The organism is Pseudomonas sp. LBUM1657, from assembly GCF_059716075.1.
Genome location: NZ_CP166799.1, coordinates 1861968 through 1881056, shown reverse-complemented (window position 1 = coordinate 1881056; position 19089 = coordinate 1861968). Strand labels below are relative to the sequence as shown.

The 19089-nt window shown below is 59.1% G+C and carries 23 protein-coding genes; 15 read left to right on the top strand and 8 right to left on the bottom strand.

Annotated features, from left to right (window positions below; genetic code table 11):
• Positions 1–83 precede the first annotated feature (83 nt).
• Positions 84–362, top strand: a complete 279-nt coding sequence (locus ACA055_RS08640) for a DUF3509 domain-containing protein (RefSeq protein ID WP_497683242.1) — start codon at positions 84–86, stop codon at positions 360–362.
• Positions 363–528: 166 nt separating this feature from the next.
• On the opposite strand, the gene mtnC is transcribed toward ACA055_RS08640, so the two are convergent.
• From mtnC to aroC, 5 genes are all read right to left on the bottom strand, one after another.
• A complete protein-coding gene (gene mtnC / locus ACA055_RS08635; protein WP_497683241.1) occupies positions 529–1212 on the bottom strand; it encodes an acireductone synthase in 684 nt (227 codons plus the stop codon).
• 4 nt (positions 1213–1216) lie between these two features.
• Positions 1217–1762 carry a 1,2-dihydroxy-3-keto-5-methylthiopentene dioxygenase gene (locus ACA055_RS08630; RefSeq protein ID WP_497683240.1) on the bottom strand — a complete coding sequence of 182 codons (546 nt, stop codon included), beginning with the start codon at positions 1760–1762 and terminating at the stop codon, positions 1217–1219.
• 92 nt (positions 1763–1854) lie between these two features.
• Positions 1855–2481 (bottom strand): methylthioribulose 1-phosphate dehydratase, encoded by a 627-nt coding sequence (locus ACA055_RS08625; RefSeq protein WP_497683239.1) that lies wholly within the window; start codon positions 2479–2481, stop codon positions 1855–1857.
• Positions 2478–3623, bottom strand: coding sequence for an MFS transporter (locus ACA055_RS08620; protein ID WP_497683238.1), 1146 nt, complete (start codon positions 3621–3623; stop codon positions 2478–2480). Before ACA055_RS08620 ends, ACA055_RS08625 begins: the two co-directional genes overlap by 4 nt.
• A 34-nt stretch (positions 3624–3657) precedes the next feature.
• Complete coding sequence (gene aroC / locus ACA055_RS08615) at positions 3658–4749, bottom strand: chorismate synthase (protein WP_497683237.1); 1092 nt, start codon at positions 4747–4749, stop codon at positions 3658–3660.
• An 83-nt stretch (positions 4750–4832) separates the two neighbouring features.
• Between aroC and ACA055_RS08610 the strand changes: the two genes are divergently transcribed.
• Both ACA055_RS08610 and ACA055_RS08605 read left to right on the top strand, forming a co-directional pair.
• On the top strand, positions 4833–5831 hold the full coding sequence (locus ACA055_RS08610) for an alpha/beta hydrolase (RefSeq protein ID WP_497683236.1): 999 nt from the start codon (positions 4833–4835) through the stop codon (positions 5829–5831).
• Positions 5832–5907: 76 nt separating this feature from the next.
• A complete protein-coding gene (locus tag ACA055_RS08605; RefSeq protein WP_497683235.1) occupies positions 5908–6699 on the top strand; it encodes a hypothetical protein in 792 nt (263 codons plus the stop codon).
• A 129-nt stretch (positions 6700–6828) separates the two neighbouring features.
• Here ACA055_RS08605 and prmB read toward each other — a convergent pair whose 3' ends face one another.
• Positions 6829–7737 (bottom strand): 50S ribosomal protein L3 N(5)-glutamine methyltransferase, encoded by a 909-nt coding sequence (gene prmB, locus ACA055_RS08600; RefSeq protein WP_497683234.1) that lies wholly within the window; start codon positions 7735–7737, stop codon positions 6829–6831.
• A 239-nt stretch (positions 7738–7976) separates the two neighbouring features.
• Here prmB and ACA055_RS08595 point away from each other — a divergent pair, with 239 nt between their 5' ends.
• The 5 genes from ACA055_RS08595 (at position 7977) to ACA055_RS08575 (ending at position 10759) form a co-directional block, all read left to right on the top strand.
• Positions 7977–8567, top strand: coding sequence for a cysteine hydrolase family protein (locus tag ACA055_RS08595; RefSeq protein WP_497683233.1), 591 nt, complete (start codon positions 7977–7979; stop codon positions 8565–8567).
• Positions 8568–8698: 131 nt separating this feature from the next.
• Positions 8699–9019 carry a hypothetical protein gene (locus tag ACA055_RS08590; RefSeq protein WP_497683232.1) on the top strand — a complete coding sequence of 107 codons (321 nt, stop codon included), beginning with the start codon at positions 8699–8701 and terminating at the stop codon, positions 9017–9019.
• A gap of 87 nt (positions 9020–9106) precedes the next feature.
• Positions 9107–9664, top strand: a complete 558-nt coding sequence (locus tag ACA055_RS08585) for a Smr/MutS family protein (RefSeq protein ID WP_008146127.1) — start codon at positions 9107–9109, stop codon at positions 9662–9664.
• Positions 9665–9741: 77 nt separating this feature from the next.
• Positions 9742–10287 (top strand): GTP cyclohydrolase I FolE, encoded by a 546-nt coding sequence (gene folE, locus ACA055_RS08580; protein WP_128871843.1) that lies wholly within the window; start codon positions 9742–9744, stop codon positions 10285–10287.
• A gap of 100 nt (positions 10288–10387) precedes the next feature.
• Positions 10388–10759 carry a glutathione S-transferase N-terminal domain-containing protein gene (locus ACA055_RS08575; RefSeq protein WP_497683231.1) on the top strand — a complete coding sequence of 124 codons (372 nt, stop codon included), beginning with the start codon at positions 10388–10390 and terminating at the stop codon, positions 10757–10759.
• A gap of 105 nt (positions 10760–10864) precedes the next feature.
• On the opposite strand, the gene ACA055_RS08570 is transcribed toward ACA055_RS08575, so the two are convergent.
• Complete coding sequence (locus tag ACA055_RS08570) at positions 10865–12031, bottom strand: aminotransferase-like domain-containing protein (RefSeq protein WP_497683230.1); 1167 nt, start codon at positions 12029–12031, stop codon at positions 10865–10867.
• Positions 12032–12112: 81 nt separating this feature from the next.
• Between ACA055_RS08570 and ACA055_RS08565 the strand changes: the two genes are divergently transcribed.
• The 3 genes from ACA055_RS08565 (at position 12113) to ACA055_RS08555 (ending at position 14955) form a co-directional block, all read left to right on the top strand.
• Complete coding sequence (locus ACA055_RS08565) at positions 12113–12559, top strand: MarR family winged helix-turn-helix transcriptional regulator (RefSeq protein ID WP_497683229.1); 447 nt, start codon at positions 12113–12115, stop codon at positions 12557–12559.
• A gap of 347 nt (positions 12560–12906) precedes the next feature.
• Positions 12907–14256 (top strand): NCS2 family permease, encoded by a 1350-nt coding sequence (locus tag ACA055_RS08560; RefSeq protein WP_497683228.1) that lies wholly within the window; start codon positions 12907–12909, stop codon positions 14254–14256.
• Between the two features lie 72 nt (positions 14257–14328).
• Positions 14329–14955 carry a LysE family translocator gene (locus tag ACA055_RS08555; protein ID WP_497683227.1) on the top strand — a complete coding sequence of 209 codons (627 nt, stop codon included), beginning with the start codon at positions 14329–14331 and terminating at the stop codon, positions 14953–14955.
• Between the two features lie 175 nt (positions 14956–15130).
• Here the strand turns inward: ACA055_RS08555 and uraH are convergent, their stop codons facing one another.
• Positions 15131–15484, bottom strand: coding sequence for a hydroxyisourate hydrolase (gene uraH / locus ACA055_RS08550; RefSeq protein ID WP_497683226.1), 354 nt, complete (start codon positions 15482–15484; stop codon positions 15131–15133).
• 422 nt (positions 15485–15906) lie between these two features.
• Here uraH and puuE point away from each other — a divergent pair, with 422 nt between their 5' ends.
• The 4 genes from puuE (at position 15907) to ACA055_RS08530 (ending at position 19062) form a co-directional block, all read left to right on the top strand.
• Complete coding sequence (gene puuE / locus ACA055_RS08545; RefSeq protein ID WP_059404690.1) at positions 15907–16833, top strand: allantoinase PuuE; 927 nt, start codon at positions 15907–15909, stop codon at positions 16831–16833.
• Positions 16830–17345, top strand: a complete 516-nt coding sequence (gene uraD / locus ACA055_RS08540) for a 2-oxo-4-hydroxy-4-carboxy-5-ureidoimidazoline decarboxylase (protein WP_497683225.1) — start codon at positions 16830–16832, stop codon at positions 17343–17345. Before puuE ends, uraD begins: the two co-directional genes overlap by 4 nt.
• 97 nt (positions 17346–17442) lie before the next feature.
• A complete protein-coding gene (gene alc, locus ACA055_RS08535) occupies positions 17443–18438 on the top strand; it encodes an allantoicase (RefSeq protein WP_497683224.1) in 996 nt (331 codons plus the stop codon).
• Positions 18439–18558: 120 nt separating this feature from the next.
• Positions 18559–19062 (top strand): ureidoglycolate lyase, encoded by a 504-nt coding sequence (locus tag ACA055_RS08530; protein ID WP_497684374.1) that lies wholly within the window; start codon positions 18559–18561, stop codon positions 19060–19062.
• The last annotated feature ends 27 nt before the right edge of the window (positions 19063–19089 follow it).

The following is a 19089-nucleotide window of genomic DNA, read 5'->3' as shown; positions in this document are numbered from 1 at the left end:
GATATTTATAAATACAAATACTGGCACAAAGGCTGCAACTACCTCTCCATGCTTGCCAACAAATGCTAACGGAGCTGATAGACATGAGCCTCATCCAAGAAAAATTTTCGTCTTTGTTCTCCAATTTCGACGTCACCACCCAGGATCGACCTGACGGCGGCATCCTGCTGACTTTGCGCAGCACCGAAGGCAAAGTGTTCAAGCGTTCGATTTCCTACCAGCAATTGCATGCTGGCGATCAACTGTCGTGGGTGATCAGCGCCATTCGTCGTGACCTGGCCGAACAAGCCAGTGAATTGCCGCAGATTTCCATGCTGCAAAGCCAGCAACGGTTTGCTCTGCCGACCTATCATTCGGTGTAAATCGCTGCAGCTGTAAAAACGATCAGGCCGTGAGAGCTTTCGCTCCACGGCCTGAGTTGTTTCTGGCGTAAACCCTGTGGGAGCGAGCTTGCTCGCGATGGCAGTCTTTCTGCCACATTGGTATTGAATGTGCTGCCGCTATCGCGAGCAAGCTCACTCCCACAGGTTAAAACGTTGAAAGATCGATTCGCGCAAAGCTGTCGACTGTCACATGCCCTGCCAGCTCCCCGCCTTCACGAGCCAACCCGCAAGTTGCCATGCCTGCCTCGCGCGCCGCGTCGAGTTCCTCGACGATGTCCGACAGAAACAGAATTTGCGAAGCCTCGACATTGATCGCCTGCGTGATATTGGCGTAGGACTGCTCGTCACGCTTGGGCCCTGAAGTGGTGTCGAAGTAGCCGCTGAACAACGACGTCAAATCCCCCGCCTCCGAGCAACCGAAGATCAGCCGCTGGGCCTGTATCGAGCCCGAGGAATAAACGAACAGGTTGAAACCTTCCTGGTGCCAGCGCTTGAGCGCTTCAACGGCGTCCGGGTACACGTGGCCTTTCAACTGCCCGGCCTGATAACCCTGCTCCCAGACCATCCCCTGCAACGCCTTGAGCGGCGTGGCCTTGCGGTCTTCGGAAATCCAGCCCAGAAGAATTTCGACCACCCGCTCGACATCCGCTTGCGGCTCATTGCTCTCCCGGCGCACGGCGTCCAGTTGCTCGGCAACATCCTCCCGCCCGGCGTTCTGGCGAACAAAATCCGGCAGGTGTCTGGCGGCGTAGGGAAATAGCACGTCGTACACAAAACTCACCGCGCTGGTGGTGCCTTCGATGTCGGTGAGAATCGCTTTGATCGGCATCGACTCAGTCCTCAAGACGCGGGAAGCGGCTAGCGATGTCTTCGCCGGTGAAGTTGGCCACCCAACCTTCCGGGTTATTGAACAGACGGATCGCGACGAAATGCGGATGCTCGCCCATGTCGAACCAGTGTGGGGTGCCGGCCGGCACCGAAATCAGGTCGTTTTTCTCGCAGAGCACGGCGTAGACGTAATCGTCGATGTGCAGGGTGAACAAGCCACGACCGGCGACGAAAAATCGTACTTCGTCTTCGCCGTGGCGGTGTTCGTCGAGGAACTTGGCGCGCAGCTCGGCTTTTTGCGGGTGATCGCTGTTCAGGCTGATCACGTCGACGGTGACGTAACCGCGCTCGGTCATCAGCTTGTCGATTTGCTCCTGGTACGCGGCGATCACTTCTTCCTGACTGGCGCCGGGCTGAATTTTTGCCGCGGCTTGCCAACGGTCAAAACGCACGCCCTGCTCGGCCAAGGTCGAGGCGATGTCTTCGAAATGGGTCAATACCTTGTTCGGTATTTCGGGGCTGGAGATGTGATAAACGGACAGGCTGCTCATGGGGCGATTCCTCGGTATCGGCCTCGCCTTCCGGTTCTTTCAGACCGGTCAGGCCAGGCGCTTCATCAGGCAATGGGCGACTTCTTGTGAAGTCAGCCTTGACGGTTCATGACGCTGCGGGTCTTCAACTCGCACTCGAACAAAAATTCAAAAGCCTCGATCTGCCGCAGCGCATCGCTCATGCGCGCGCCCCAGGTATAGAGGCCGTGGCCGCGAATCAGATAGCCGACGCAATCGGGATGGGCGTCGAGCCAAGGCTGCACCTTGGCGGCGAGGCGCGCAATGTCCTGATCGTTATCGAAAATGGGCACGCGTACCCGGGATTCATGGGTCGACACGCCGCTGAAGGCTTTTTGCAGTTCGTAGTCTTCGAACTCGATGAAGTCTTGCGGCGCCAGGCGTGACAGCACGGTGGCATTCACCGAATGGGTGTGCAGCACCGCACCGATCTCCGGGCGCCAGCGGTAGAGCTGGGTGTGCAGCAGGGTTTCGGCGGACGGTTTTTTGCCCGGTTCCAGGCTATTGCCCGAGAGGTCGGTGGCCAACACATCGTCGATGCCCAACTGACCTTTGTGCTTGCCAGACACCGTCAACAAGGCTTCGGTCGGCGACAGGCGTGTCGAATAATTACTGCTGGTGGCCGGGGACCAGCCGCGGCCATACAGAAAACGCCCGGCATCGATGATTTCCTGGGCCAGGTGTTCACGGGTAACGCTCATGGCCTGTCCTCTTGCATACGTGTGGCAATGATAACGGCAGCGGCGAAGGCGGCGAGACTGGCAATACTAAAAGTGAAGGTGGCGCCGAGCGCATTCCAACTGTAACCGGAATACAACGCGCCCAGTGCGCCGCCGGTGCCAGCCAGTGCGGCGTACAACGCCTGGCCCTGCCCTTGTTGACGCGCGCCGAAGCTACGTTGCACGAACTGGATGGCAGCGGCATGAAAGCTGCCGAACGTTGCGGCGTGCAGCACCTGCGCGAACAACAGCACCCAGAGAAATTCGGCGAACGAACCCAGCAACAACCAACGCAACGCCGCCAGCAGAAAACTCGCCAGCAGCACCCGGCGCACGGAGAAGCGCGCGAGGATCTTGCTCATGGCCAAAAACATCAAGACTTCGGCGACCACCCCGACGGCCCAGAGCATGCCGATCAATCCACGGCTATAACCGAGTCGCTCAAGGTGCAACGTCAGAAAGGTGTAATACGGCCCATGGCTCATCTGCATCAGCGCCACGCAACCGTAAAACGCCAACACCCCGGGATTGCGCAGTTGCTGGAGGAAACCGTCCCCCGCCAACCGCTCGCCCTGGGCCGGTTGGGCGTTCGGCACCCACAGGCTGCTGACCACGATCCCGGCCATGATCAGCACCAGCGCCACCGGGTAAATATCGAGGCTGAGCCATTCGAACAAGCGGCCGAGTGCAACCACGGTGATGATGAAACCGATCGAGCCCCACAAGCGAATCTGACTGTAGCGGGACGTCTGGCCCTTCAAATGCGCCAGGGTGATGACTTCGAACTGTGGCAACACCGCGTGCCAGAAGAACGCGTGCAACGCCATGACCATCGCCAGCCAGGCGTAGGTCTTGCTGACGAAAATCAGCGAGAAGGTCAGCAGCGTGCAGACCGCACCGAAGCGCACGATGGCCAGGCGTCGGCCCGTGTAGTCACCGAGCCAGCCCCAGATGTTCGGCGCCACGCAGCGCATCAGCATCGGGATCGCCACCAGCTCGCCGATGCGCGCGGCGGAAAAGCCCAGGTGATCGAAGTACAGCGCCAGAAACGGCGCTGTCGAACCGAGCAAGGCGAAATAGAACAGATAGAAACTGGAGAGCCGCCAGTACGGGAGCGCCGCCAACGTCGTCAGACCCTGGCGGCTGTGAGGTCAGCCATTAAAGCTGACCCAGCACCGGCGTGCTCACGCGCACATCGGCATTCTGCCCGCGGTGACGCAACAGGTGATCCATCAGCACGATGGCCATCATCGCTTCGGCAATCGGCGTGGCGCGGATGCCGACACACGGGTCGTGGCGGCCCTTGGTAACCACTTCCACCGGGTTGCCATGGATGTCGATGGAACGGCCCGGCGTGGTGATGCTCGACGTCGGTTTGAGTGCCAAGTGCGCAACGATCGGCTGGCCGGACGAGATGCCACCCAGAATGCCGCCAGCGTTGTTGCTGAGGAAACCTTCCGGCGTCATTTCATCGCGGTGTTCGGTGCCGCGCTGGGCGACGCTGGCGAAACCGGCGCCGATTTCCACGCCTTTGACCGCGTTGATGCTCATCAGCGCATGGGCCAGCTCGGCGTCGAGACGGTCGAAGATCGGCTCGCCGAGGCCTGGCATCACGCCTTCCGCCACGACAGTGATCTTCGCGCCGACCGAATCCTGGTCGCGACGCAGCTGGTCCATATAGGCTTCCAGCTCCGGCACTTTGTCCGGGTCAGGGCTGAAGAAGGCGTTCTCTTCCACCGAATCCCAGGTCTTGAACGGGATTTCGATCGGGCCGAGCTGGCTCATGTAGCCGCGAATGACGATGCCCTGGCTAGCCAGGTATTTTTTCGCAATCGCCCCGGCCGCCACGCGCATGGCGGTTTCCCGCGCAGAGCTGCGACCGCCGCCGCGGTAATCGCGCTCACCGTATTTGTGGTGATAGGTGTAGTCGGCGTGGGCCGGGCGGAACAGGTCCTTGATCGCCGAGTAGTCCTTGGACTTCTGGTCGGTGTTGCGAATCAACAGGCCGATGGCACAACCGGTGGTGCGCCCTTCGAATACGCCCGAAAGGATTTCGACTTCGTCGGCTTCCTGGCGCTGGGTGGTGTGGCGGCTGGTGCCGGGCTTGCGCCGATCGAGGTCGCGCTGCAAATCCTCAAGGGAAATCTCCAGGCCCGGCGGGCAGCCGTCGACAATGGCGACCAACGCCGGACCATGGCTTTCGCCTGCGGTGGTGACAGTGAACAGCTTGCCGTAGGTATTGCCGGACATGCAGGACGCTCCGTGAAATGAACCTGAATACGTAATGCGCGCCAGTATACGCAGGCTACCCAACTAGTTCATCCTCGAACCTTATGGGTGCCCGCGAGTCCAACCGGCATCTTGTTGATGATGGCGTGATGATGCTGCGAGTTCTAGCCTTGAGCCTTACCTTGTTTACCGGCTTTGTACAGGCCACTGTCCTGCAACGCCCGATCACTTTGGACACCGGCACCGGCGAGCTTTTCGGCTCGTTGTTGCTGCCCAAGTCCGACACACCTGTACCGGTTGTCCTGATCATTTCTGGCTCCGGTCCTACGGATCGTGACGGAAATAACCCCGACGGCGGGCGCAACGACAGCCTCAAGCGTCTGGCCTGGGTGCTGGCCAAACACAACATCGCCAGTGTGCGTTACGACAAGCGTGGCGTGGCAGCGAGTCTTGCGGCGACCCCGGACGAACGCAATCTGTCGGTGGAGGCTTATGTGGCCGATGCCGAAGCCTGGGGCCGAAAACTCAAAGCCGATCCGCGCTTTGGCAAGCTGATCCTGCTGGGGCACAGCGAAGGCGCCTTGATCGCCAGCCTGGCGGCACCGAGCCTCGATGCGTCGGCGGTGATTTCCATGTCCGGCAGCGCCCGGCCTATCGATCAGGTGCTACGCCAGCAACTGAGCAATCGCCTGCCACCACCCTTGATGCTGCGCAGCAACGAGCTGCTCGACAGCCTCAAGGCCGGAAAAACCGACGACAACGTGCCGCCGCAATTGCAGGTGATTTTTCGCCCAAGCGTGCAGCCGTATCTGATTTCGCTGTTCCGCCAGGACCCGGCGGCCGCCTTCGCCAAATTGAAGATGCCGGCGCTGATCATCCAGGGTAGCAACGACATCCAGGTCGGTGTCGGTGACGCCAGGCTGCTCAAGGCAGCCAAACCCGACGCCGAACTGGCGCTGATCGAAGGCATGAACCACGTCATGCGCATCGTGCCCAACGACGTCAAACGGCAAATGGCTTCTTACAAGGACCCTCAATTGCCGCTGGCAGCCGAACTTGGCGCGCGAATCCTCGGGTTTATTGACGGACTTCGCTCCAGTTAAGCGGTGTTTGGCCGATAAGCCTTTGTCACCAGCGTATGACTGGCGACAAGCTGAGCTTGGACAGGATCTCGCCGTTATGACTGATACCCAGACTTCACCCGACACCACCGCTGAAAAAGAGGCACCGCCAGCGGTGGAGCTGCCGTGGGCGGACGTCCATGTCGAGCACCACAAGATGCTCCGTCTGGCGCCGTTGCAGACCGACCGCAATACCGGTGGACGGCCGTTGCGCTTTGTCGAATTCGGTTACGCCGAACGCAACGACAAGAAACACAGCCTGATGCGCATGAGTATCTCGCTCCCCGGTCAGCGCGTGCGCAAGGAACAGAATCATCTGGACGTGTGGGTCGATCACACCACCAAACGCGTGCATTTCGGGCCGGACAGCGGTTTGCAGATCGAACCGATGAACCGTGGGATCGGGCGCTACATGGCGGCTCAAGGCATAAACTGGGCAAAGAAGAGATGGCCCGGCTACACCGTCGACGGCACCGACCTGAACAACAAGGACGCGTTGAACGAAGACACGCGCCTGCGCCGCGATCACTTTCTCAAGGCCCATGGTTTTGAGGTGGCGTATGCCGACGCCCAACATCTGAAGGGCAGCGTCAAAGAGGTGCAGGTCGGCGACCTGCTGGCCGACTGGAACACCGAAAAGCTGCAACAGGTGGAAATCCTCGAGGCGGCGCAGATGCTCCAGCAAGCCGAGCAGAATCTGGCCGAGCAGGAAGTGAAGCTCAAGAAACACGAAGAAAAGGTCAGCAAGTACAAGCGCGAAGACGCCGGGTTGCGTTTTACCATCACCTGCCTGGTGGCGTTTGCGGTGTTTCAGGCAGGGTTGTTGATCTGGATTGCTACGCAGCGTTGAAGGCTTGAGGCCGCGGTGCCGCTATTCGCGAGCAAGCCCGCTCCCCCACTGGATCGATGTCTGACGACACATTTGTGATCGACAACCATCGAGTGTGGGAGCGGGCTTGCTCGCGAAAGCTTTCGAGGGTTAAACGCGGGAAGCGAACAACGGCTGATGATCGCGGCACTGCTCGGCCGACAACATGAACACCCCATGCCCACCGCGCTCGAAATCGAGCCAGGCGAAATCGACTTCCGGGTACAGCGCCTCGACGTGAACCTGGCTGTTGCCCACCTCGACGATCAGCAAGCCTTTCTCGGTCAGATGATCCGCTGCTTCGGCGAGCATGCGCCGCACCAGGTTCAAGCCATCATCGCCGCAGGCCAGGCCCAGCTCCGGTTCGTGCTGGTATTCGTCCGGCATGTCGGCGAAATCTTCCGCATCGACGTAGGGCGGGTTCGACACGATCAGGTCGAAACGTTGACCCGGCAAACCATCGAAACCATCACCCTGCACCGTGTACACCCGCTCATCGACGCCATGACGCTCGATGTTCTGGTTGGCCACTTCCAGCGCCTCGAACGATAGATCGGCCAACACCACTTCGGTATTCTGGAACTCGTAGGCACAGGCGATACCAATGCAGCCGGAACCGGTGCAGAGGTCGAGAATCCGCGCGGGCTCGGCGCCCAGCCACGGTTCAAAACGTTTTTCGATCAGCTCGCCGATTGGCGAACGCGGGATCAACACCCGTTCGTCGACGATAAAGGACATGCCGCAGAACCACGCTTCACCCAACAGGTAAGCGGTGGGAATGCGTTCCTCGATGCGGCGCTTGAGCAGGCGCTGCAGGTTGACCAACTCGTCTTCTTCCAGATTGCAGTCGAGGTAGCTGTCGGCAATTTCCCACGGCAAGTTCAAGGCACCCAACACCAGTTGACGGGCTTCGTCCCAGGCGTTGTCGGTCCCATGGCCGAAAAACAGATCCTCCCCATGGAAGCGGCTGACGGCCCAACGGATATGGTCGCGCAGGGTACGAAGGCGGGAAGTGATCACAGCGGCAAACTCCAGAAAAAACGACTGCCGATTCTAACAGCCAAAACGCGCCACGACGACGCGGGAAAAACACCGGAGCAGATGTAGGACTATTCTATTTTTCAGGCTGCCCCTTAAACAAAACAGGCATCTTGACAACGCTGCGGGCCAGCAACGACGGCGCCTACGATGGTAGCGATTCACAGAAGCGCTCAGCCAGAGGACAATGTCGCAAAAGCCCCACCCGAAGGAGCCCCAGAATGTCCGTTCCACACACGATGTTTCAACTCAGCGGCCGCGGTTACGCAGCAGCCAAACTGGGCCAAGCGACCCTTGTCATCATCGATGCCCAGAAAGAATACCTCAGCGGCCCGCTGGCCCTGAGCGGCATGGATGCTGCCGTCGCGAACATCAAGCAACTGGTGGCCGCTGCCCGTGCAGCCGGTCGGCCGATCGTGCATGTGCGTCACCTGGGCACTGTCGGCGGCCTGTTCGATCCACAGGGCGAGCGCGGTGAGTTCATCACGGGCCTGGAACCACAGGGCGATGAAACCATCATCGGCAAATTGCTGCCGAGTGCGTTTCACGGCACCGAACTGCTGGAGCGGCTGCAGACTCTCGGCTCGCTGGATTTGATTGTCTGCGGCTTCATGAGCCACTCCAGCGTCAGCACCACCGTGCGCGCCGCGAAGAACCTGGGCTTTCGTTGCACACTGGTAGAAGACGCCTGCGCCACTCGGGATTTACCTTACAAGGGCGGCGTCCTGACTGCAGAGCACGTTCAACAGACCGAAATGGCGATTATGGCGGACAACTTCGCCACCCTTGCCCAGACCAACGGGCTGATCTGATCGACTCTCGATGGGCGGTGTATGCCGCCGCTCATCCGTAAAAAGCTATCATTTGCTGGAATTGTCTTAGCCTCAGGAACATCCCGGTCAACTCCCGGTCGAAGGGCCGATACCCATTGAGGAAGGTCGGAATGAAGTTATCCGATGGTTTTGACGCACGCCGCTTGCGGCCCAAAGGCCAACGCAACTGGCGTTTCCGGTTCGGCGCAGCGTTTGCTGCCCTGCTGGCGATGGCCGGTGTGTTATTGGCGATGGCCGGTACCGCCAGCCTGCTTGGCCACGCGCCCGCGTTGGGCGAGATGAATGCTAGCCGGACCGGCTCGGCAGTCATTTTGGCGATCGGCCTGTTCGTGCTGTACCTCGGGGTATGGCTGTGGCGTCGTTGCCGGCGCCGTGCACGCCAGTCGCGGGAGCTGAACATGTCCCCGCACCTGATGAAAAAACACGACTGAATTGAAGGCCTGGCATTTAGCCGGGTCCCAATTGTTATGGATAGCGCCTCGACTTGGGTAAACTGGCCGCCCTTCGCGGAGGCTGACATGCAAGACGACGATTTTTCCCTGTTCAAAAGCGCGATCCAAGGCGTCAAGCCGATCAAGCACGATCGCGCCGAAACCGGCAAACCCAAGGCTGACCGCGCGCAAATCGCCAAGCTGCGTCAGGCCGCCACCGTGCGCACCGATGCCACCACCGTTGACGGTCTGTCCGATCAGTTCGTAATCGACGTCGGCCCGGAAGACGAGCTGATGTGGGCGCGCGACGGTGTTCAGGAAAGCCAGATGCGCAAGCTCAAGATCGGACAGATTCCGTTCGAAGGCAGCCTCGACTTGCATGGCATGAGCGTGGAAAAGGCCCGGGAAACCCTTTGGGCGTTTCTGGCCGAAGCGACCAAATTCGAAATCCGCTGCGTGCGCGTCACTCATGGCAAGGCTGTGCGCCTTGATGGCAAGCGCCCAATGATCAAAAGCCACGTCAACACTTGGCTACGTCAGCATTCACAGGTGCTCGGCTTCACCTCGTGCCAAGCGAAACACGGCGGTGCCGGAGCGGTTTATGTGATGCTCAAACGGACCATGATGGAAGGTCGCGACGAGTAAACCCGTCGCTTCACGCTTGCAGCGCCGTGTCCGCCACCGTACCCTTGCCCTTTGCGTAAAATCCCACAGGTAGTTTCATGTCCCTGGAACAGAATTACACCGCGATTCTCGGCCAATTGGGCGAGGACGTCTCCCGCGAGGGCCTGCTCGACACGCCAAAACGTGCCGCCAAAGCCATGCAGTACCTCTGCCGCGGTTATGAACAGACGCTGGAAGAGGTCACCAACGGTGCCTTGTTCAGCTCCGATAACAGTGAAATGGTGCTGGTGAAGGACATCGAGCTGTATTCGCTGTGCGAACACCATTTGCTGCCATTCATCGGCAAGGCCCACGTCGCTTACATTCCGAGCGGCAAGGTGTTGGGGCTGTCGAAAGTCGCGCGGATCGTCGATATGTACGCCCGTCGCCTGCAGATCCAGGAAAACCTCAGCCGCCAGATCGCTGATGCGGTCCAGGAAGTCACCGGCGCTTTGGGCGTTGCGGTGGTGATCGAGGCCAAGCACATGTGCATGATGATGCGCGGTGTGGAGAAACAGAATTCGTCGATGATCACGTCGGTGATGCTCGGTGAGTTCCGCGAAAATGCGGCTACCCGCAGCGAGTTTCTCAGCCTGATCAAGTAAGTCGCAGCACGAAGAAAACCGGCGCTCATCGCCGGTTTTTTTTCGTCTGCGAAAAATCAGGTAAGCTGCGCGCCTTCTTTCGCCCCGTGAGGCTTATACCGTGTTCGTAAAAGCGCTTCGTGTCGGCCTTGGCCAACTGATCATCTTCATCGATTTCATCACTCGCCCAGGCAAGAAGCAGCGCCCTGCCGCCGCTCAGGCTCAGGTCGAAGCAGCCGCCAAGGACTTGACCCTGTATCAGTTCCACGCCTGCCCGTTCTGCGTGAAAACCCGCCGTACCCTGCGCCGCCTGAATGTGCCGGTGGCGTTGCGCGATGCGAAGAACAACGAGCAGGATCGCCAGACCCTGCTGGATCAAGGCGGCAAGATCAAAGTGCCATGCCTGCGCATCGAAGAGAATGGGCAGACCACCTGGATGTATGAATCCAAGGTGATCATTGATTATCTGGATAAGCGTTTCGCTGCGGTCTGATGTTTTTGTGGAGTGCTGACTGACGCTTTCGCGAGCAAAAGCACCGCAAATCTCGGACAAAAACAAACCGGCCCATTGGCCGGTTTGTTTGTTTATGCCCTCCCCTCAGGCCGCTTGCGCTGCGTGCGCCTGACGCACCACCGCTGCCAGCCGCTTGAGCCCTTCGTCCAGCCGCGCCGGATCGATATGGCTGAAGTTCAGCCGCAAATGCCCCGGATTGTTGTCCGGCTCGGGAAAGAACGGCTCACCCGGCATAAACGCCACATCGGCGGCCAGCGCGGCCTTGAGCAGCGTGCGGGTATCCAGCGGCTGCTTGAGCGTCAGCCAGAAAAACAGCCCACCCTGCGGCACGTTCCAATCCGCCAGATCGCCAAAGTGCGTTTCCAGGGCTGACTGAAACGCATCCCGACGAACCCGATAAAAGTCCCGCAGCTCGCTCAGGTGATGCTGGAATTTCTCGGTGCCGATCCATTGCAGCGCTTGCCACTGCCCTACCCGATTGGTGTGCAGGTCCGCCGATTGCTTGAGACGCAGCAAATGCGGGAACAGGTCTGGACTGGCGATCAGGTAACCGACGCGCAGGCCCGGCAACAGGGTTTTCGATACGGTGCCGGTGTAGATCCAGCTGGTTTTTTTCAAGCGGCTGACAATCGGTGTGGCGCTGCCGCCGTCGAAGGTCAATTCGCGGTAGGGCTCGTCTTCAATCAGGGTCACACCGAATTCGTCGAGCAGGGCAGCCACGGCATCGCGCTTGGCTTCGCTGTAGCGCACGGCCGAGGGGTTCTGGAAGGTCGGGATCAGGTAAATGAATGCCGGGCGGTGCTTTTCCAGACGAGCTTGCAGTTCCACCAGGTTCGGTCCGTCGGCTTCCAGCGGGACGGTGATGCAGTTGGCGCCGAACAATTGGAAAATCTGCAACGCCGCCAGGTACGTCGGCGCTTCCAGCAGAATTTCAGTGCCTTTATCGATGTAGAGCTTGGCTGCCAGATCGAGGGTTTGCTGGGAACCGCTGACCACTAGAACCTGACTCGCCTCGCATGGCACACCCAGCGCCCGTGCTTCCGCGGCCAACGCCTCGCGCAGCGCCGGCTCGCCTTCGCTCATGCCGTATTGGCCCATGGACAGCGGCATGTCGGCCCACTCGACTTTCGGCAGCATGGCTTCGGCCGGCAAGCCGCCGGCGAACGACATGACTTCCGGGCGCTGAGCGGCAGCGAGGATTTCACGGATCAAAGAACTTTTAAGGCGCGAGACACGTTCGGAAAAAGCCATGGGGTCACCGGTAGCGAGGCCTGAGAAAAATGAGTCAAACTGGTTGACCGAAATTACGACAACCCGAACGGATACGTCAACATGCTTGACCTTAAAAACACCCCTACCCAGCAACAGGCCATGGAGGCGTTTTTCTTTGGTTACCAGGCCTTCACCGCCAAGGCCGACGAAATGCTCGAGCGCCGAGGCTTGAGCCGGGTGCATCAACGCATCGTGTTTTTCATCGCCCGTTACCCGAACCTGAGTGTCAAGGAGCTGCTGGCGTTGCTCGGCGTAAGCAAGCAGGCGCTGAACATTCCGCTGCGCCAATTGGTGGAAATGCATCTGGTGAACAGCGTTGCGTCCGAGACTGACAAGCGCAAGCGGCTGCTGGAGCTGACCGACGATGGTGCGCGTTTCGAACAGTCGCTGCGGCGCGAACAGGTGAAATTGCTGGAGCGGGTGTTTGCGGAGGCTGGGGAGACGGCGGTGAATGGGTGGTTGGCGGTGAATCTGGCGTTGGGAAAAAGTCAGGTAATAGCTGACTAGAGCACTCTGTCTGCTGGATGTGGACTCGCCGATCTGGCGCCTTCGCGAGCAAGCCCGCTCCCACATGGAATCATCGTCGAACACAAAATACAGTGCTCGCCGAAGATTAGATGTGGGAGCGGGCTTGCTCGCGAAGGCGCCAGAACAGGCGATATATCCCGATTGCCAAACTTTTCGTCTACAAAACCAAAAACATTATTTGCTTTATTTGTATACAAAAGCATAATCCACATCGTGCGAGTTCCTGACCAACCGGTCAACAAATTCGCAAGTGCCTCAAAGGGTCGCTGCCACCCTCATGGGTCCGGCCCTGGAAATAAAAATAAAACTCTTGAGGAGTACTCGCTGTGGAAAGCCGCAAATCCGAAGCCCCGACGCTGGAACTCTCGCCGCCAATACGCAAAGGCTGGCTGGAGCGCATCTTCAAACTCAGCTTGCATGGCACCACGGTGAAGACCGAGTTGATTGCCGGTCTGACAACCTTTATTACCATGGCCTACATCATCTTCGTCAACCCGAACATCATGGCCGATGCCGGGATCGATCATGGCGCGGCGTTCGTCGCCACCTGCATCGCTGCTGCGTTGGGTTGCCTGTTGATGGGGCTGTATGCCAACTGGCCAGTCGGGCTGGCGCCAGGCATGGGGCTGAATGCTTTCTTCACCTACACCGTGGTCGGCACCATGGGCTACAACTGGGAAACCGCCCTCGGTGCGGTATTTGTCTCGGGCGTGTTGTTCATGTTCCTGACCTTTTCCCGAATCCGCGAATGGCTGCTCAATAGCATCCCGGTGAGTCTGCGCTACGCCATGGGCGCCGGCGTGGGCTTGTTCCTGGGGCTGATCGGCTTGAAAACAGCAGGCATCGTCGTCGATAGCCCGGCCACCCTGATCAAGCTCGGTTCCCTGCGCGAGCCTGGCCCGCTGCTGGCTGCCATCTGCTTCCTGATGATCGCCGTGCTCAGCTACCACAAAGTGTTTGGCGCAATCCTCATCAGCATCATCACCGTGACGCTGGCGGGTTGGGGTCTGGGCTTGGTGCACTACGAGGGCATCATGTCTGCCCCACCGAGCCTGGCGCCGACCTGGATGGCCATGGACATCGCCGGCGTGTTCAACGTCAGCATGATCAGCGTGGTATTGGCGTTCCTCTTCGTGCACATGTTCGACACGGCCGGCACCTTGATGGGCGTCGCTCAACGCGCCGGTCTGGTGAAGCCTGACGGCAAAATCGAAAACCTCTCCAAAGCCTTGAAAGCTGACAGCGCCTCCAGTGTTTTCGGGGCGATGGTCGGTGTTCCGCCGGTCACCAGCTACGTGGAAAGTGCCGCAGGTGTAGCGGCGGGTGGTCGGACTGGTCTTACCGCAGTGACCGTAGGTGTGCTATTTATTGCCGCGATGTTCTTCGCGCCGCTGGCAGGCATGATTCCCGCTTACGCCACTGCCGGCGCGCTGATTTATGTGGCAATGCTGATGATGGGCGGCATGGCGCACATCGAATGGGACGAGGCGACCGACAGCATTCCGGCGATCGTCACCGCGATCATGATGCCGCTGACCTTTTCGGTCGCCGACGGTATCGCGCTTGGCTTTATCACTTATGTCGTGCTGAAGGCCTGTACGGGCAAGCACAAGGAAGTGTCCATCAGTCTGTGGGTGCTCTGCGCGATCTTCATCGCCAAGTTCGTTTTCTTGTAAGCGTTAAAGCAGTACGCGTTTCAAACAGCCTCACCCCGTCGGGTGGGGCTTTTGCACAAATGGAGGAAAGTGATGAGTCTGGAAACCTGGCTGCTGTTCAGCGGCGCTGCGCTGGTGGTGATCCTGATCCCGGGGCCACTGTCTTTGCTGATGATCAGCAACAGTCTGAACTACGGTTTGCGCCGTTCTTACCCGGCATTTCTAGGGGGTGTATTTGCCTCGATCTGCCTGCTGAGTGCATCGGCGCTGGGGTTGGGTGCCTTGTTGCTGGCGTCGGAGCAGTTGTTCAGCGCGCTGAAGATCGTCGGCGCGCTGTACCTGTTCTATCTCGCCTGGCAGAGCTGGCAGCAATCGCGCCTGCCCTCCCACGGCGCCGAAGTCCCCGAGGCTGCACCGACGCCACGCTTTCGTGCCCTGTTCGGGCGCGCATTCATGTTGGGCGCCAGCAATCCGAAAGACATTCTGTTCTTCGCCGCGTTCCTGCCGCAGTTTTTGAGCGCCGAGCAGCCTTTCCTGCCGCAGTTGCTGGTGATGATCGCCACCTGGACGGTGCTGGATCTGCTATGCAAGTTGGCGTACGGCCTCGGGGCACATGGCGCGGCGCGGTATCTGCGCAGCGGCAAGGGTCAGAGTTGGTTTAACCGGGTGAGTGCGGGGTTGTTCAGCGGGGCCGGGGCAGCGTCTCTGTTAAGCCGCTAAAAGCTTCGCGAGCAAGCCCGCTCCCACATTTGAAATGCATTCCCCTGTGGGAGCGGGCTTGCTTGCGAAGAAGCCCTTCCAGACACCACATTTCTGACAGGCAAAAAAAAGCCCGCAGTGTGAGCGGGCAAAAGACCAAAGAAGCTATATGCGCAGGATTCTTGGGGGGAAAGTCCTAGCTTCCTCTGTAGGTCGAATAGCTATACGGCGAAATCAGCAACGGCACGTGGTAATGATCCTGCTCCGCAGAGATGCCAAACCGCAGAACCACCACATCCAGGAATGCCGGCTCCGGCAACTGAACGCCACGGGCGCGGTAGTAATCGCCTGCATGAAACTGAACCTGATAGACCCCGGAACGGTAGTCCTCGCCTTGCAGCAGCGGTGCATCGACACGGCCGTCGCTGTTGGTCATCGCAGTGGCGACCAATTCCAGCTGCGAGCCTTCAACGCGGTACAACTCGACCTTGATCGAGCTGCCCGGGCAACCGTGTGCAGCGTCTAAAACGTGTGTAGTCAAACGTCCCATTGATTCTGCGCGCCTGCCTGCGTGTAGCAGTCAGACCTCGCGCCTCCCGAAGTCAGTTGAAAGGAGCCCGCACCGATTCGGAGCACGAAAAGCTGCGGCGAGCGACTGATTAAGACACTTTTCAGAAAAATTGTACACAATAAAAACGACATTTTTACTGCGATCCTTGTCACTCAAGGATTCCGCGCGAATCTGACGCCAAACCATAGAATCAAAGGACCTTTCATCCATTAGCTGACCATTCAGGCAGGTTTCTTGCAATAACATGTGAAGATGACACTTGATGAAAAATGCGAAAAATCAGGCTTACAAAGTGGATATAAAGTTGTATACAATCAGCCCATCGCTGTGACGCCAGCCTGTCATCAAACCTCCAGGCCTCGCCACACAACTTGTTACCACGAATAAGAAGGAAGACTGCAGTGAGCGCTGACTACCCACGCGACCTGATCGGTTACGGCAGTAACCCTCCTCACCCACACTGGCCGGGCAATGCCCGCATCGCCTTGTCCTTCGTGCTCAATTACGAGGAAGGTGGCGAGCGCAACATTCTGCACGGCGATAAAGAATCCGAAGCCTTCCTCTCGGAGATGGTCTCGGCGCAGCCGCTGCAAGGCGCGCGCAACATGAGCATGGAATCCCTTTACGAGTATGGCAGCCGTGCCGGCGTCTGGCGGATTCTGAAACTGTTCAAGGAATTCGACATTCCGCTGACCATCTTCGCCGTGGCCATGGCCGCCCAGCGCCACCCGGACGTGATCCGCGCGATGGTCGATGCGGGCCACGAGATCTGCAGCCACGGCTATCGCTGGATCGACTATCAGTACATGGACGAAGCGCAGGAACGCGAGCACATGCTCGAAGCGATCCGCGTGCTCACCGAAATCACCGGTGAACGCCCATTGGGCTGGTACACCGGCCGCACCGGCCCGAACACCCGTCGGCTGGTGATGGAAGAAGGCGGTTTCCTCTACGACTGCGACACCTACGACGACGACCTGCCCTACTGGGAACCGAACAATCCGACCGGCAAGCCACACCTGGTGATCCCGTACACCCTCGACACCAATGACATGCGCTTCACCCAGGTCCAGGGTTTCAACAAGGGCGACGATTTCTTCGAATACCTCAAAGACGCGTTCGACGTGCTGTATGCAGAAGGCGCCGAGGCACCGAAGATGTTGTCGATCGGCCTGCACTGCCGCCTGATCGGCCGTCCGGCGCGTCTGGCCTCGCTCAAACGCTTTATCGAATACGCTAAAAGTCATGAACAGGTGTGGTTCAGCCGTCGCGTCGACATCGCTCGCCACTGGCATGAAACCCACCCGTACCAAGGGGCCGCCAAATGAGCCACTTTCAAACCCTGAAGCCATCGACCCTGAGCCGCGACGCGTTTGTCGCCGCTTTCGCCGACATCTACGAACATTCGCCATGGGTGGCCGAGAAGGCCTTCGACCTGGGCCAGGACGTTTCGATCGACGAGATCGAAACCTTGCACCAGCGCATGAGCGACATCCTGTTGAGCGCCGATCACGCCAGTCAACTGGCACTGATCAACGCTCACCCGGACCTGGCAGGCCGTGCGGCCGTCCAGGGCCAACTGACCGAAGCCAGCACCAATGAACAGGCTGGCGCCGGTATTCACCAATGCACGGCCGAAGAGTTCCAGCGCTTCACCGAGCTGAACGACGCCTACAAAGCCAAGTTCAAGTTTCCCTTCATCATGGCGGTAAAAGGCAGCAACCGGCATCAGATCCTCGCGGCGTTCGAAACGCGCATTCACAACCCGGAAGACACCGAGTTCAAATGTGCGCTGGCAGAGATCAACAAGATTGCGTTGTTCCGATTACTGACCCTATAGCGAGCTGCCCTTGTAAAAAGTACCCGGGTGTTGAAAACGCGAAGACACCCAGGGCAGCAAGCATCCCAAGCCAACTTATTAAAGGCAGACAAGAAGAATGAAAGCTTACGCCGTACCTTTCGAGAAGTTCGTCAACCTGGCCGACGCCCGCCTGGGCACCAAAATCATCTCGGTCACCGATGACTGGTTCGCTGATGCCAACCGCCTGTTCCAGCCGACCCCGGCTGTGTGGAAGGAAGGCGTGTTCGATGACAACGGCAAGTGGATGGACGGCTGGGAGTCGCGCCGCAAGCGCTTCGAAGGCTACGACAGCGCCGTGATCCGCCTGGGCGTACCGGGCTCGATCAAAGGCGTGGACATCGACACTTCATTCTTCACCGGCAACTTCCCGCCGTCGGCCTCCCTGGAAGCCTGCTTCCTGGCTGAAGGCGAGCCGAACGAAAACACTCAGTGGGTTGAAGTGCTGTCGGCCGTCGAGCTGCAAGGCAACAGCCACCACTACCACGAGATCAACAACGACCAGGCGTTCAGCCACCTGCGTTTCAACATCTATCCGGATGGTGGCGTGGCTCGTCTGCGTGTTTACGGTATTCCGTTCCGCGACTGGTCCGCTGTGGGCGACAACGAACAGATCGACCTGGCTGCAGCCCTGAACGGTGGCCGCGCCCTCGCCTGCTCCGACGAACACTTCGGTCGCATGAGCAACATCCTCAACCCGGGCCGCGGCATCAACATGGGCGACGGCTGGGAAACCGCACGTCGTCGCACGCCTGGCAATGACTGGGTGATCGTCGCGCTGGGTCATGCGGGCGAGATCGAGAAAGTCATCGTCGACACCCTGCACTTCAAGGGCAACTACCCGGACACTTGCTCGATCCAGGGCGCGTTCGTGAAGGGCGGCACCGACAGCCAGATCGAAACCCAGTCGCTGTTCTGGCGCGAATTGCTGCCGGCGCAGAAACTGGAAATGCACGCCGAACACACCTTCGCCGAACAGATCAAGGCGCTGGGCCCGATCACCCACATCCGCCTGAACGTGTTCCCGGATGGTGGTGTGAGCCGCCTGCGGGTATTGGGCAAGGTCGCGAAGTAAGCGGTGAAGCCATTCGCGAGCACGCCCGCTCCCACATTTGAAATGCATTCCCCTGTGGGAGCGGGCTTGCTCGCGAAGGCGTCAGAACAAACAACACAGAATTTGGAAAAGAAGACCAGCATGCGCACATTGACGATTGAACCGCTGACCAAAGAAGCCTTCGCCCCTTTCGGTGACGTCATCGAAACCGACGGCAGCGATCACTTCATGATCAACAACGGTTCGACTATGCGCTTTCACAAACTGGCAATGGTTGAAACCGCCAAGCCAGAAGATAACGCGATCATCAGCATCTTCCGCGCCGACGCGCAGGACATGCCGCTGACCGTCAGCATGCTGGAGCGTCACCCGCTGGGCAGCCAGGCTTTCATTCCGCTGCTCGGCAACCCCTTTCTGATCGTGGTCGCGCCACTTGGCGATGAACCTGTATCAGGCTTGGTCCGCGCCTTCGTCACCAACGGCAGGCAGGGCATTAATTACCATCGCGGCGTTTGGCACCATCCGGTGCTGACGATCGAAAAGCGGGATGACTTCCTGGTGGTTGATCGCAGTGGCACAGGCAATAACTGCGATGAGCATTTTTTCAAAGAGGATGAGCGTTTGATCCTTGCCCCCCACCAATAAGAGAAGGTCTGATCACTCGACAACAGA